This window comes from Cupriavidus taiwanensis (genome assembly GCF_900249755.1).
Taxonomy (GTDB): Bacteria; Pseudomonadota; Gammaproteobacteria; order Burkholderiales; family Burkholderiaceae; genus Cupriavidus; species Cupriavidus taiwanensis_D.
Genome location: NZ_LT976853.1, coordinates 3,398,347 through 3,412,274, shown reverse-complemented (window position 1 = coordinate 3,412,274; position 13,928 = coordinate 3,398,347). Strand labels below are relative to the sequence as shown.

13 protein-coding genes are annotated in these 13,928 nt (G+C 68.5%); 9 read left to right on the top strand and 4 right to left on the bottom strand.

What is annotated here, in order from left to right; genetic code table 11:
* Positions 1-9: 9 nt before the first annotated feature.
* The 3 genes from CBM2594_RS15630 to yihA form a co-directional block, all read right to left on the bottom strand.
* On the bottom strand, positions 10-1,212 hold the full coding sequence (locus CBM2594_RS15630; RefSeq protein WP_116357617.1) for a magnesium transporter CorA family protein: 1,203 nt from the start codon (positions 1,210-1,212) through the stop codon (positions 10-12).
* A gap of 24 nt (positions 1,213-1,236) precedes the next feature.
* A complete protein-coding gene (hemB, locus tag CBM2594_RS15625; protein ID WP_116357810.1) occupies positions 1,237-2,229 on the bottom strand; it encodes a porphobilinogen synthase in 993 nt (330 codons plus the stop codon).
* A gap of 262 nt (positions 2,230-2,491) precedes the next feature.
* Complete coding sequence (yihA, locus tag CBM2594_RS15620) at positions 2,492-3,193, bottom strand: ribosome biogenesis GTP-binding protein YihA/YsxC (protein ID WP_116357616.1); 702 nt, start codon at positions 3,191-3,193, stop codon at positions 2,492-2,494.
* Between the two features lie 496 nt (positions 3,194-3,689).
* Here yihA and CBM2594_RS15615 point away from each other — a divergent pair, with 496 nt between their 5' ends.
* The 8 genes from CBM2594_RS15615 (at position 3,690) to msrQ (ending at position 11,855) form a co-directional block, all read left to right on the top strand.
* The gene (locus CBM2594_RS15615; protein WP_116357615.1) at positions 3,690-4,349 is read left to right on the top strand and encodes a c-type cytochrome; all 660 of its coding nucleotides are present in this window, start codon (positions 3,690-3,692) and stop codon (positions 4,347-4,349) included.
* Positions 4,350-4,534: 185 nt separating this feature from the next.
* Positions 4,535-6,742 (top strand): cytochrome c biogenesis protein ResB, encoded by a 2,208-nt coding sequence (locus tag CBM2594_RS15610; RefSeq protein ID WP_116357614.1) that lies wholly within the window; start codon positions 4,535-4,537, stop codon positions 6,740-6,742.
* A 49-nt stretch (positions 6,743-6,791) separates the two neighbouring features.
* Entirely contained in the window at positions 6,792-7,958 is a 1,167-nt protein-coding gene (ccsB, locus tag CBM2594_RS15605) for a c-type cytochrome biogenesis protein CcsB (protein ID WP_116357809.1), read from the top strand.
* A gap of 157 nt (positions 7,959-8,115) precedes the next feature.
* A complete protein-coding gene (locus tag CBM2594_RS15600) occupies positions 8,116-8,553 on the top strand; it encodes a COG4315 family predicted lipoprotein (protein ID WP_116357808.1) in 438 nt (145 codons plus the stop codon).
* 39 nt (positions 8,554-8,592) lie between these two features.
* A complete protein-coding gene (locus CBM2594_RS15595) occupies positions 8,593-9,132 on the top strand; it encodes an RNA polymerase sigma factor (RefSeq protein WP_116357613.1) in 540 nt (179 codons plus the stop codon).
* Positions 9,129-9,992 carry an anti-sigma factor family protein gene (locus tag CBM2594_RS15590; RefSeq protein WP_116357612.1) on the top strand — a complete coding sequence of 288 codons (864 nt, stop codon included), beginning with the start codon at positions 9,129-9,131 and terminating at the stop codon, positions 9,990-9,992. Before CBM2594_RS15595 ends, CBM2594_RS15590 begins: the two co-directional genes overlap by 4 nt.
* Positions 9,993-10,152: 160 nt before the next feature.
* The gene (msrP, locus tag CBM2594_RS15585; RefSeq protein ID WP_116357611.1) at positions 10,153-11,154 is read left to right on the top strand and encodes a protein-methionine-sulfoxide reductase catalytic subunit MsrP; all 1,002 of its coding nucleotides are present in this window, start codon (positions 10,153-10,155) and stop codon (positions 11,152-11,154) included.
* On the top strand, positions 11,154-11,855 hold the full coding sequence (gene msrQ, locus CBM2594_RS15580) for a protein-methionine-sulfoxide reductase heme-binding subunit MsrQ (protein ID WP_116357610.1): 702 nt from the start codon (positions 11,154-11,156) through the stop codon (positions 11,853-11,855). Before msrP ends, msrQ begins: the two co-directional genes overlap by 1 nt.
* Positions 11,856-11,889: 34 nt before the next feature.
* Here the strand turns inward: msrQ and lysA are convergent, their stop codons facing one another.
* Positions 11,890-13,149, bottom strand: coding sequence for a diaminopimelate decarboxylase (gene lysA, locus CBM2594_RS15575; protein ID WP_116357609.1), 1,260 nt, complete (start codon positions 13,147-13,149; stop codon positions 11,890-11,892).
* A 374-nt stretch (positions 13,150-13,523) separates the two neighbouring features.
* Here lysA and cyaY point away from each other — a divergent pair, with 374 nt between their 5' ends.
* Positions 13,524-13,859: an iron donor protein CyaY gene (gene cyaY / locus CBM2594_RS15570; protein ID WP_116357607.1), complete on the top strand. Its 336-nt coding sequence runs from the start codon at positions 13,524-13,526 to the stop codon at positions 13,857-13,859.
* The last annotated feature ends 69 nt before the right edge of the window (positions 13,860-13,928 follow it).

Sequence of the window (13,928 nt, the reverse complement as noted above, 5' to 3'; positions counted from 1 at the left end):
CGCCTGCGGCTAGCGCTCCAGCTGCCGCGCCAGCCCCCACAGCGCCGCCAGCACCACCGCGACGACGCCCATCAGCCCGATCGACCACCAGAAGCCCTGCGGCTCGCGCAGCCAGGGCATGCGGTCGAAGTTCATGCCGAACACGCCGGTGATCAGCGTCAGCGGCATGAACAGCGCCGTGATCAGCGTCAGCGCGCGCATGGTGCGGTTGGTCCGGTGCGCCACCGCCGAGAAGTGGATCTGCACCGCCGATTCGATCGAATCCTCGAGCCGCCGCGCATGCGCCAGCACCCGCTGGATATGCTCCATCACGTCGTTGATGCGCACCAGCAGCACCTCGTCGCGCCCCGGCGCATTGGCCGGGCCGCCGGGCGGGTCGCTGCTGTAGCGGTTGTCGAGCAGGCTGTCGCGGAATTCCTGCAGCGCGTCGCGCTGCTCCTCGCTCAGGTGTTCCAGCTTGCGCAGCTGGATGCGGGCATCGAGCAGGCCTTCCCAGCTGGAGAAGCTGCGGCGCGAGTTCAGCAGCGCGCGCTGCCAGCGGTCGAGCTGGCGCGTCAGCGGCGCGCGCAGTTCCAGGTAGCGGTCGACCATGGCGTTGAGCAGCCGCAGCATCAGGTCCTCGGGCCGGCTCGGCGGACGGATGCCGTGCAGCAGCGGCTGGCCGTTGCCGCGCCCGGGCGTGGCCTGCGGCCGCGGCGCCTGGCATAGCTCGAGCAGGCGCTGGCGCACCTGGTCGATGGTGCGCGACGGCCCCGAGCGCACCGTGACCAGCACGTTGTCGAACATGAAGAACGTGACCGGCTGCGTGTCGATCCGGGCCAGCGCCGGCAGGAAGCCGGGCGGATGCCGCTTCTGCCGGGCCGCGGCCTCGGCGGGCCTGGCGGCGGCGGGGTCCTGCGGCTCGGCCTCGGCGATGGCGCGGCTGGTTTCGAAGGTCAGCTTGCGGAAGATCACCATGTCGTACGCATGGGTCGTATCGAAATACGACGGATGCGCGGCGTTGGTGGCGTCGGCCAGGTGCAGGTCAAGGATTGGCGCGCCGGCAAGCTGGCGCACCTGCTCGCGCCAGCGGTCGGGCGCCGCGGTGACCTCTTCGGTGGAGAAGTCCGCCCACACGAACAGCGATGCGGCGTTGCCCGACAGAAAGCCGGCGGCGTCGGTGAGCGTTGCGAGCGGGTGGACCTGGCTGGCGGAGAAGCCGAGCAATTCCATGGGCGCGCGGTTACCGTCGCCCGCTCAGGCCTGCAGCAGCCGCGCGGCGTCGCGGGCGAAATAGGTCAGGATGCCGTCGGCGCCGGCGCGGCGGAACGCCAGCAGCGATTCCATCATCACCTTGTCGTGGTCCAGCCAGCCGTTCTGCGCGGCGGCCTTGAGCATCGCGTACTCGCCGCTGACCTGGTACACGTAGGTGGGGAAGCGGAACTCGTCCTTGACCCGGCGCACGATGTCCAGGTACGGCATGCCGGGCTTGACCATCACCATGTCGGCGCCTTCCAGGATGTCCTGCGCCACTTCGCGCAGCGCCTCGTCGGTGTTGGCCGGGTCCATCTGGTAGGTCATCTTGTTGCCCTTGCCCAGGTTGGCGGCCGAGCCCACCGCGTCGCGGAAGGGGCCGTAGAACGCCGACGCGTACTTGGCCGAGTACGCCATGATGCGGGTATGGATATGGCCGTTGTCTTCCAGCGCGCTGCGCACGGCGCCGATGCGGCCATCCATCATGTCGGACGGGGCGACGATGTCGACGCCGGCCTCGGCCTGCGCCAGCGCCTGGCGCACCAGGATCTCCACCGTCGCATCGTTGATCACGTAGCCGTTGTCGTCGAGCACGCCGTCCTGGCCGTGGCTGGTGTACGGGTCGAGCGCCACGTCGCACAGCACGCCGAGTTCGGGGAAGCGGTCTTTCAGCGCGCGCACGGCGCGCGGCACCAGCCCGTCGGGGTTGGTGGCCTCGATGCCGTCGGGGGTCTTCAGCGACGGGTCGATCACCGGGAACAGCGCGAGCACCGGGATACCCAGCCTGACGCAATCTTCGGCCACCGGCATCAGCAGGTCGACCGAGACGCGCTCCACGCCCGGCATCGACGCCACGGCCTGGCGCTGGTTCTGGCCATCGAGAATGAAAACGGGGTAGATCAGGTTGTCCGGGGACAGGCGATGCTCGCGCATCATGCGGCGGGAGAAATCATCGCGGCGCATGCGGCGCGGGCGGAACTCGGGGAAGGTCGACATGGCGGCTTCTTGGCGGAAGAGGACGAAATGCAGGCCGGCAAGCACGGCGCGCGCAGCGTCATGCGGCTGGCCGAAGAAAAACTAAACTTTTGTGCGTGCCCGCCATCATACTCGCGGACACTTTGCGTTGCGCACTGCGTGGCGCGGTGTCTCCCGCTACTCCTCCCTGAGCGGGTACCCGCCCCAGCGGCGGGAAAGTTCGTCCCCGTTGCTTGCGACGGGGCTTTTTTTTGCGCGCTCGGTGCCGCGCGCATTGCCGTGATCACGCGGCCGGATCGGATGCCGGAGGCTCGGTATTCGCGGCGGCGGCCTTCTGTTCAACCTTTTGCGCTTCCGGCAAGTTCAGCCAGCCGGCGATCACGCCCTGCGCCTCTTCGATGCCGCGGCGCTTCAGGCTGGAGAACAGCTGCGCCGTCATCGGCACCGGCGTTTCCATCTGCTCGGCATAGCCTTGCAGCATCTTGCGGGTTTCGCGCAGGGCTTTGGCATTGTCGCTGTTGGTGAGCTTGTCGGCCTTGGTCAGCAGCACGTGGATGGGCCGCCCGGTGGGCAGGAACCATTCGACCATCTGGCAATCGAGGTCCGTGAACGGGCGGCGCGCATCCATCATCAGGATCAGCCCGGCCAGTTGCTGGCGCGTCTGCACGTAATCGCTCAGCAGGCCCTGCCAGTGGTACTTGGCCGAGCCCGAGACTTCGGCATAGCCATAGCCCGGCAGATCGACCAGGAACGCCAGCGGGTCCGGCGCCTTGACCGGCGCCACCGAGAAATAGTTGATGTGCTGCGTGCGCCCGGGCGTGCGCGACGAGAACGCCAGCCGCTTCTGGTTGCACAGGATGTTGATCGCGGTGGACTTGCCGGCGTTGGAGCGGCCGGCGAACGCCACCTCGGGCACGGCCGTGGCGGGCAGGTCGCGCAGGTGGTTCACGGTGATGAAGAAGCGGGCCTGGTGAAGAAGGGACATGCGCTAGAGCGGTGGGGCGGGCCGCGGAGGCAGCGCGGTGCGCGTGCCGGGGCCGGGGTCTCGCCAGGGTGGGATGGCTGCGGCCTGGGCCGCCCGCCGGGGTTGATCTGGCGCAGCCCGAAGCGGGCACGACAAGCCGCAAGGCATCAATCCGGCACTTAACTTATTGTACAATACGCCGGTTTACGGTCTCCTGAACGGGTGACGCGTGGCATCCATGCCGCGTGCCTCGGCTGCCGTCGTCCGGGCGGGAAGCCTAGTGTGTCGTTCCATCGTGGGCAAGGCCTTGTCCTGCATTGCGCGTTGCACCGGACGGTGCGGCGGCGGCGGGAGCGGGCTGGCGGGGTCTGCCGCCACGGCCAGCGTTGCGCGGATCGGTCAGCCGCACGCGGGTCGCCACGATTCCAGCCTTTTGCACCGGCGCGTCCTCACCGCCGGCAAAGCGCCGGAGCGGCACGCATTACGGTATCCAAAACAATTCAGAGAAGGTGTGCGAATGAACCGCATTGCGAAGATTCTGGGTGTCCTGGCTCTGGCCGTTCCTGCCGCCGCCCTTTCCGGACTGGCATCTGCCGCAGAGCAGGCCGCCGCGAAGGCGGACCCGGCCAAGGGTGAAACGCTGTACACGCAAGGTGCCCCCGATCGCAATGTGCCCGCCTGCCTGAGCTGCCACGGCGCCGCCGGCAACAGCGCCGCCGCCGCCAACCCCAAGCTGGCCGCGCAGCATCCGGAATACGTCCACAAGCAGCTGGCCGACTTCAAGGCCAAGACCCGCAACAACGCAATCATGGTGCCGATGGCATCGGTGCTGACCGACGAGGAAATGCGCAACGTCGGCGCCTACCTGGCCAAGCAGTCGCTCAAGCCCGCCACCGCCAAGAACAAGGACAGCATCGAAGCCGGCCAGAAGATCTACCGTGGCGGCATCGCAGCCAAGGGCGTGCCGGCCTGCGCCGCCTGCCATGGCCCCGCCGGCGCGGGCATTCCGGCGCAGTATCCGCGCATCGGCGGCCAGTGGGCCGACTATACCGAGGCACAACTGGTGGCATTCCGCCAGGGCACCCGCAAGAACAACCCGGTCATGACGACCATCGCCGCCAAGATGTCGGATGCCGAGATCAAGGCGGTGGCGGACTACGTCGCCGGGGTTCGCTGACGATCCGGGATTCCGCGACGCTGGCGCCTGAACGCGCCGGCGCATTGGTTGCGCGGCCGCCTGCCGGCGTGCCCCAGCATGCAACCGAACGCGCTTGTCACAATCGAAAAGGGTGGCCTGCTTGCCAAAGCATGTCCACCCTTTATTCATTTCCAGGCCGTACGCTGTTTTAGGTTTCACTGCACATGTCGACCGCTTCCACTTCAGGGCTGCACCTGAAGACCTCTCACCGCGTGCTGCGCGACGCGGTCGAATTGTTGTCCTCGATGCGCTTCGCGATCGCGCTGCTGACGGTGATCTCCATCGCCAGCGTGATCGGCACCGTGCTCAAGCAGAACGAGCCGTATCCGAACTACGTCAACCAGTTCGGTCCCTTCTGGGCCGAGGTGTTCCATACGCTGTCGCTGCAGAAGGTCTACGGTTCGTGGTGGTTCCTGCTGATCCTGGCGTTCCTGGTGGTGTCCACCAGCCTGTGCCTGGTGCGCAACGCGCCCAAGATGGTCGCGGACATGCGCTCTTGGAAGGACCATGTGCGCGAGCGCAGCCTGCGCGCCTTCCACCATCGCGGCGAGTTCGACGGCGCGCGTCCGCGCGCCGAGGCCGTCGGCCGGCTGTCGGCGCTGCTGCGCAACCGCGGCTACCGCATCAAGGCGGTCGAGCATGACGGCGCCACGCTGCTGGCCGCCAAGGCCGGCGCCGCCAACAAGGCCGGCTATATCCTGGCGCACACCGCCATCGTGGTGATCTGCATCGGCGGCCTGCTCGACGGCGACCTGCTGATCCGCGCGCAGATGTGGCTGGGCGGCAAGACCCCGATCCGCGGCAACGCGGTGATCAGCGAGATCCCGCCCGAGCACCGGCTGTCGGCGAGCAACCCCGGCTTCCGCGGCAACGCCTACGTGCCCGAGGGCTCGACCGTCTCCACCGCCATCCTCAACATTGCCGACGGTGCGCTGGTGCAGGACCTGCCGTTCGCGATCACGCTCAAGAAGTTCAAGGTCGACTTCTACGAGACCGGCATGCCCAAGCTGTTCGCTTCGGACGTGGTCGTGACCGACCGCGCCACCGGCAAGCAGACCGAGGCCACCATCAAGGTGAACGAGCCGCTGATCGTCGACGGCATCGCCATCTACCAGTCCAGCTTCGAGGACGGCGGCTCGCGCCTGAAGTTCGTCGGCTACCCGATGCAGGGCAGCGGCCACGCCACCTTCACCCTCGACGGCGCGGTCGGCGGCAACAAGCCGCTGGCCGGCACCGGCACCAGCGCCGACCGCGACGGCCTGACGGTGGAGTTCAGCGACTTCCGGCTGATGAATATCGAGAACGTCACCGATGCCTCGGGCAAGCCCGATGCGCGCGGCGTGGCGCGCAAGTCCTTCAACGAGACGCTGGAACAGCATCTCGGCGCCGCCGCCAGCACCGACCGCGCCAAGACGCTGCGCAATGTCGGCCCGTCGGTGCAGTACAAGCTGCGCGACCGCACCGGGCAGGCGCGCGAGTACAACAACTACATGGTGCCGGTGCAGATGGACGGCCAGTCGGTGTTCCTGGCCGGCATGCGCGAGTCGCCCAGCGAGCCGTTCCGCTACCTGCGCATTCCCGCCGACGACCAGAGCAGCGTGGCCGACTGGATGCGCCTGCGCGCCGCGCTGCAGGACCGCGCGCTGCGCGGCGAGGCCGCGCGCCGTTTTGCGCTGGCGTCGATGCCCGGCGACGACAAGGCCGAGCTGCGCCGGCAGCTGGCCGAAAGCGCGCTGCGCGCGCTCGACCTGTTCGCGGGCGCGACCCGCCCCGCGCCGGATTCGCCGCCGGGCGGATTCACCGCGATCGCCGCCTTCCTGGAAAAGTCGGTGCCGCCGGCGGAACAGCAGAAGGCCGCCGACGTGCTGCTGAAGATCCTGAACGGTTCGATGTGGGAGCTGTGGCAGCTGGCGCGCGCGCAGGACCAGCTGCCGGTGGTGGCCAACAGTGCCCAGAGCGGCGCCTTCCTGCAGCAGGCCATCAACGCGTTGTCGGACAGTTTCTTCTACGGCGCGCCCGTGTTCCTGCAGCTCGACGACTTCCAGGAAATCAAGGCCAGCGTGTTCCAGCTGACCCGTGCGCCGGGCAAGAACATCGTGTATCTTGGCTGTCTGCTGCTGGTGCTGGGCGTGTTCGCGATGTTCTATATCCGCGAGCGCCGGGTCTGGGTCTGGATAAAAGACCAGCCGACTGACCCGTCCGCCACGGGCCACGCCGATGACGGTGCTGCCGGCAGCCATGTGCTGATGGCGATGTCGACCCAGCGCCGCACCATGGATTTCGAGAAAGAATTCGCGGCGCTGCGCGACGACATCGGCCGTGCCGCAGGGGGCCAAAGCGCTGCCCACGAATCCGCCGGCACTCCCCACTGAATCGAGCAGGTACGCTATGTCTTCTAATGTGAACCAGGCCGGTCCCGCCATGCGCGGCACCCCGCGCGCCGACAGCGGTGCCGACGAGGCCTACCTCGAACCTTCCTTCCTGCGCCGCCTGAGCTGGGTGGACTGGCTCTTCGCGCTGGCGCTGGCCGTCGGCGCCGGCGTGGCGCTGTCGCAATACGGGCAATGGATGGACGGCTACGACAAGGCGGTGCTGATCGGCGCCGTGCCCACCTTTGCGCTGCTCGGCTGGCACTGGAAGCCGGTGCGGCCGCTGATGGTGGCGCTGGCGGTGCTGTCGTTGTTCGCGATCCAGCTTTACCAGGGCCAGCTCGCGCGCGCGGAGCAGGCCTTCTTCCTCAAGTACTTCCTGTCCAGCCAGTCGGCCATCCTGTGGATGAGCGCGCTGGTGTTCCTGTCCACGCTGTTCTACTGGGTCGGGCTGGCGACGCGCTCGGGCACCGGCTACAGCCTCGGCAGCAAGCTGTGCTGGGGCGCGGTGGTGCTGGGCTTCACCGGCATGCTGGTGCGCTGGTACGAGTCCTACCTGCTCGGCACCGATATCGGCCACATCCCGATCTCGAACCTGTACGAAGTGTTCGTGCTGTTCACGCTGATCACCTCGCTGTTCTACCTGTATTACGAAGGCCGTTACGCCACGCGCGCGCTGGGCCCGTTCGTGATGCTGGTAGTGTCGGCCGCGGTCGGCTTCCTGCTGTGGTACACGGTCAGCCGCAATGCGCAGGAGATCCAGCCGCTGGTGCCCGCGCTGCAAAGCTGGTGGATGAAGATCCATGTGCCGGCCAACTTTATCGGCTACGGCACCTTTGCATTGGCGGCGATGGTGGCGGTGGCCTACCTGCTCAAGCAGCGCGGCATCCTGGCCGAGCGCCTGCCGTCGCTGGAACTGCTCGACGACGTGATGTACAAGGCGATCGCGGTCGGCTTTGCCTTCTTCACCATCGCCACCATCCTCGGCGCGCTGTGGGCGGCCGAAGCCTGGGGCGGCTACTGGAGCTGGGACCCCAAGGAGACCTGGGCGCTGATCGTCTGGCTCAACTACGCGGCCTGGCTGCATATGCGGCTGATGAAGGGGTTGCGCGGCACGGTGGCGGCCTGGTGGGCGCTGGTCGGCCTGCTGGTGACGACCTTCGCGTTCCTGGGCGTGAACATGTTCCTGTCGGGGCTGCACAGCTACGGCGAACTCTGACGCGCGCATGCTGCGATGCAAAAACCTGCCTTCGGGCAGGTTTTTTTTCGACTTTTTCAAATTTTTTCGGGCGTTGCGGGAATAAAGAGATCACATCCGGTGTTTACTGGAGGGACGGTGCCGGCTGGCGGCACCGGTTTGCATGGAGAACAAGATCATGGCAAGTCTGCGTCGTAACGCTGCTGCATCCCTGGTTCGTCCCGGCGCGCTCGCGCTCGGCTGCGCGGCCGTCCTGCTCGCCGGTTGTGCCGGCATGGGCATGGGCGGCGGCAGCGCCGGCAATCTGCCGCCCACGGTGAAAGTGGCCAATGGCGTGCTGACCGATCCGCAGGGCCTGACGCTGTACACCTTTGACCGCGACACCGCCGGCAGCGGCAAGAGCGCCTGCAACGGCCCCTGCGCCACCAACTGGCCGCCGCTGATGGCCGCCCCGGGCACCAGTGGCTCGGGCCAGTACACCATCATCACGCGCGATGACGGCAGCAAGCAGTGGGCCTACCGCGGCCAGCCGCTGTACCGCTTCGCCAAGGACGCCAAGCCGGGCGACCGCACCGGCGACAACGTCAACAACGTCTGGCACGTGGCCAAGCCCTGACGCGGCAGCCACCCCCGCAGCCACCACCACAGCCACGGCATGGACGGGTTTGACGGCCAGCTGGTCGCACTGGCGCCGCGGCTGCGGCGCCACGCGCGCGGCCTTACCGGCGACGCGGCGCTGGCCGACGACCTGGTGCAGGACACGCTCGAGCGCGCGCTGCGCTACCGCTGGCGCTTCCGCCTGCGCCCCGGCGCATGGTGGGGCGACGGCGCCGACGGCCTGCTGCCGTGGCTGCTGACCCTGATGCACCGCCTGCGCCTGAATGCCTTGCGCAGGAAGGACCTGGTGGTGGCCACCGACACCCTGCCCGAGGTCAGCGGCCCCGCGGACGACCCCGGCCTGCGCCGTGACCTGTCGCAGGCGCTGGCACAGCTGCCCGAGCCGCAGCGCGCGGTGCTGCTGCTAGTCAGCCTGGAACAACTGACCTATGCCGAGGCCGCGCGCGTGCTCGACATCCCGCAAGGGACGGTGATGTCGCGGCTGGCGCGCGCGCGCGAACAGATGCGCCGGCTGCTTGACGGCGCGGCGCCGAACCGGAACGCCGCGGCCGCCAATCCGCTGCAACGGGTGAAATGATGTCGGGCATCCACGAAGCCGATCTCCACGCCTACGCCGATGGCCAGCTGGCCGGCGCGCGCCGCGCCGCCGTCGAGGCCTACCTGGCGCAGCACCCGGACGCTGCGGCACAGGTGGCCGCCTGGCGCCGGCAGGCCGATGCATTGCACGGTGCGCTCGACCCCGTACTGAATGAACCGGTGCCCTTGGCGGCCTTGCCGCCGGGTTTGCACGGCGATCAGCGCCGCTCCCGCGGCCGCAACGGCCGGCGCGATGGCGCCCGTCCCTGGCCGCGCTGGACCATGGCCCTGGCCGCCACTTGCGCGTCGGTCGCGCTGCTGGCGGTCGGCGGTACGCTGGGCTGGCTGGCGCACGGGCGCCTCGCCCCCGGCGCGCTGGTGCTGGCCCCCGGCGAGCGCTTTGCGCGCGAGGCCCTTGCCACGCACGCGGTCTACGCGCCGGAGATGCGCCACCCGGTGGAAGTCGCGGCGACCGAAGAGGCCCATTTGGTTGCCTGGCTGTCGAAACGGCTGGGCACGGCGCTGCAGGTGCCCGACCTGCGCGCGCAAGGCTTCCACCTGATCGGCGGCCGGCTGGGCGTGGCCGAAGGCGGCCCGTCGGCCATCCTGATGTATGAAGCCGACGACGGCACGCGCCTGTCGCTGCAGTTGCGGCGCATGGCGCAGGGCACGCCCGATACCGGCTTCCGCGTCGAGCGCATGACGGGCGAAGGCGCGCGGCGGCGCACACCGGGGCGCGACCCGATGATGGCGTTCTACTGGATCGACCGCGACCTGGGCTTTGCGCTGGCGGGACCGCTGGAACGCGCCCGGCTGCTGACGCTGGCGCAGGTGGTGTACCAGCAATACCAGGGCGGATAGCACGGCACCCGGCACGCGGCGGCCCGGCGCCCTGCGGCGTCATTGCGATGCCATCACAAAAAACTGTCAGGACTGGCCCGCACTCCACGACCAAGCCAGGAGTCCAATCCTGCAAGCAGGCGCCCGCGGCGCCGGCCCGACCAGGCAATCGAGGAAAACCATGCTGATTCCTTCCCCCAAGTGGCTGCGCGGCGGCGACATTGCCGCCAGCGAGATCACCCCTCGCGATGTCTTCGAATCGCGCCGCCGCATGCTGGCGCTCACTGCGGCCGGTGCCGCCGGCGCCACGCTGGCGCCATGGTTCGCTCGGCAGGCCCTGGCGCAAGGGCAGCATGGCGCCAGGCTGCCCGCGACACCCAACAACGCCTACGTCATCACCGAAAAGCGCACGCCCTACGAAGACGTCACCACCTACAACAACTTCTACGAGTTCGGCACCGACAAGTCCGACCCGGCGCGCCACGCCGGCACGCTGCGACCGCGTCCGTGGCAGGTGGCGGTCGAGGGGCTGGTGAAGAAGCCCAAGGTCTATGACCTGGACGAACTGGTGAAACTGGCGCCGATGGAAGAGCGCGTCTACCGGATGCGCTGCGTCGAGGGCTGGTCGATGGTGATCCCGTGGATCGGCTATCCGCTGGCCGAGCTGATCCGCCGCGTCGAGCCGCAGCCCGGGGCGAAGTACGTGCAGTTCATCACGCTGGCCGACAAGAAGCAGATGCCCGGCATCAGCAGCGGCGTGCTCGACTGGCCGTACAGCGAGGGCCTGCGCATGGATGAAGCCATGCATCCGCTGGCGCTGCTGACCTTCGGCCTCTACGGCGAGGTGCTGCCGAACCAGAACGGCGCGCCGGTGCGCCTGGTGGTGCCGTGGAAATACGGCTTCAAGAGCGCCAAGTCGATCGTCAGGATCCGCTTTGTCGACAAGCAGCCGCCGACCAGCTGGCACCTCGCCGCGCCGCAGGAATACGGTTTCTATTCGAACGTGAACCCCGACGTCGACCACCCGCGCTGGAGCCAGGCCACCGAGCGCCGCATCGGCGAAGAGCGCGGCAGCGGCTTTGGCGCGCTGTTCGCACCCAAGCGCAAGACGCTGCCGTTCAATGGCTATGCCCAGCAGGTGGCCGCGCTGTACCAGGGCATGGACCTGAAGAAGTTCTTCTGATGCAAGGCGAGCGCATGGTCACCTCTTCCTCCAGCGCCGCAGCCGTGGCGGCGCGCAAGCCGGCTGGCCTGGCCACGCTGTCGCCGCAGCGCGTGCGCGCGCTCAAGCTTGCGCTCTGGCTGCTGGCATTGCTGCCCTTCATACGGCTGCTATACCTCGGGGCCACGGAACAGTTCGGCGCCAACCCGCTCGAGTTCGTCACGCGCTCGACCGGCACCTGGACGCTGGTGATGCTGTGCCTGACGCTGGCCATCACGCCGCTGCGCCGCCTGACCGGCTGGAACTGGCTGATCCGGCTGCGGCGCATGCTGGGCCTGTTCGCGTTCTTCTACGGCTTGCAGCACTTCCTGCTGTGGATCGGCGTGGACCGCGGCTTCGACCTCGCCTACATGATCAAGGACGTGTATAAGCGGCCCTTCATCACGGTGGGCTTCACCGCCTTCATGCTGATGGTGCCGCTGGCGCTGACCTCGACCAACGGCATGGTGCGCCGCCTCGGCGGCAAGCGCTGGCAGGCGCTGCACCGGCTGGTCTATGCCATCGCCGTGCTCGCCATCCTGCACTACTGGTGGCACAAGGCGGGCAAGAACGACTTCGGCGAAGTATCGATCTACGCCGCGGTGGTGTTCGTGCTGCTGGGGATGCGGGTGTGGTGGCGGCTGCGCAAGCCGGCCGCGGGAACGCGGCAGCCCGCCGCATAAGGCGCATAAGCCGGGGCGGGCCGGGCCGCGGGAATCAGTCCTGCAGCAGGCGCTCGTCGCGGAACAGGTCTTCGACCAGCTCGCGCTCGCGCACCAGGTGGACCTTGCTGCCATCGACCATGACTTCGGCGGCGCGCGGGCGGGTGTTGTAGTTGGAGCTCATGGTGAAGCCGTAGGCGCCCGCCGACATCACCGCCAGCAGGTCGCCGGGCTGCACCGCCAGCGCGCGGTCGCGGCCGAGCCAGTCACCCGATTCGCAGACCGGGCCGACGATGTCGTAGGTCACGGCCGGCGCGTCGCGCAGCGCCACCGGCTCGATGCGGTGGTAGGCCTCGTACATGGCCGGGCGTGCCAGGTCGTTCATGGCGGCGTCGACGATGCAGAAGTTCCTGGCCGCGCCCGGCTTGAGGAACTCCACCTGCGTCAGCAGCACGCCGGCGTTGCCCACCAGCGAGCGGCCCGGCTCGAACAGCACCTCGCGGTGGCCATGGCCGCGCGCGGCAACGCGCTCCAGCAGCGTGGTGGCGAAGCCGGTGATGTCCGGCGGGGTCTCGTCGGTGTAGGTGATGCCCAGGCCGCCGCCCACGTCGATGTGTTCCAGGCTGATGCCTTCGCGCTCGAGCGCCTCGACCACGTCCAGCACCTTGTCCAGCGCTTCCAGGTAGGGCTCGACCTCGGTGATCTGCGAACCGATATGGCAATCGATGCCCGTCACGGCCAGGTGCGGCAGCGCGGCGGCGGCGCGGTAGGTCGGCAGCACGTCTTCGAAGGCGATGCCGAACTTGTTGCCCTTCAGGCCGGTGGAGATATACGGATGGGTCTTCGCGTCGACATCGGGGTTGATGCGCAGCGACACGCGCGCACGCTTGCCGACGCGGCCGGCCACTTCGTTCAGGCGGTCGAGTTCGGGAATCGACTCGACGTTGAAGCAGCGCACGTCCTGCGCCAGCGCCAGTTCCATTTCGGCCGCGCTCTTGCCCACGCCCGAGAACACCACCTTGCGCGGATCGCCGCCCGCGGCCAGCACGCGCTTGAGCTCGCCGCCGGAGACGATGTCGAAACCCGCGCCCAGCCGCGCGAACACCTGCAGCACCGCGAGGTTGGAATTCGCCTTCATCGCGTACTGGACCTGCGCCTTGCGGCCCTTGCAGGCGGCGGCGTAGGCCTGGTACGCGGCGCTCAGCGCTGCGCGCGAATAGACATAGGTGGGCGTGCCGAACTCGGCGGCGATGCGCGCCAGCGGCACTTGCTCGACGGCAAGCGCGCCGTCCTGGCGGTGGAAGAATGCGGTCATGGTTATCGGGGGGTGGGGGCGGCGGGGGACGATGCCGGTGCCGTCGCCGGCGCAGCGGGGGCGGCCGGCATCGCATCGGCCCGGCCCAGGCCCGGATCCGGCACGGTCGGCGGGGTCGGCTCGGCCGGGACCCTGGGCAGGGTCAGCGGCCCGCGGATACCGCATCCGCCCAGCAGGGGCATCGCAAGGGCGGCGGCAAACGCCGATACAATCGCAACACGACGCAGCATCGGGTCGTCCTTTTGGCTGTTGGCAAGGCGTTGGATGGCCCGGCGCGACCGCCTGGCATCCGAAGGATTCTTAACAAAAAAAGCCGTTCGCGCCACGTACGCCCGGTCCGGGCAGCGGCGGCAACGGCGGTCTCGGAGTTTAGCATGCCCCCCTTGAGCGAAAGCGAGTTCCTGGCCCTGGCCACGCGGGAGCTGGACCGCATCGAAGCCGCGGTCGAGGCCGCCGCCGACGCGGCCGACGCCGACATTGAAATCAGCCGCACCGGCAACGTGATGGAGCTGGAATTCGAGAACGGCTCCAAGATCATCATCAACAGCCAGGCGCCGATGCAGGAACTGTGGGTGGCCGCGCGCGCGGGCGGCTTCCACTTCCGCCGCGACGGCGAGCGCTGGATCGATACGCGCAACGGCGGCGAACTGTACGCGGCGCTGTCGGGCTATGTCAGCGAACAGGCCGGCGCAAGCGTGAAGCTGCACTGACACGAGCTTCCCCGGGGCGTAACCCGAAGCGCAAAAAGAAAGCCGGCCTTGCGGCCGGCTTTCTGCTGT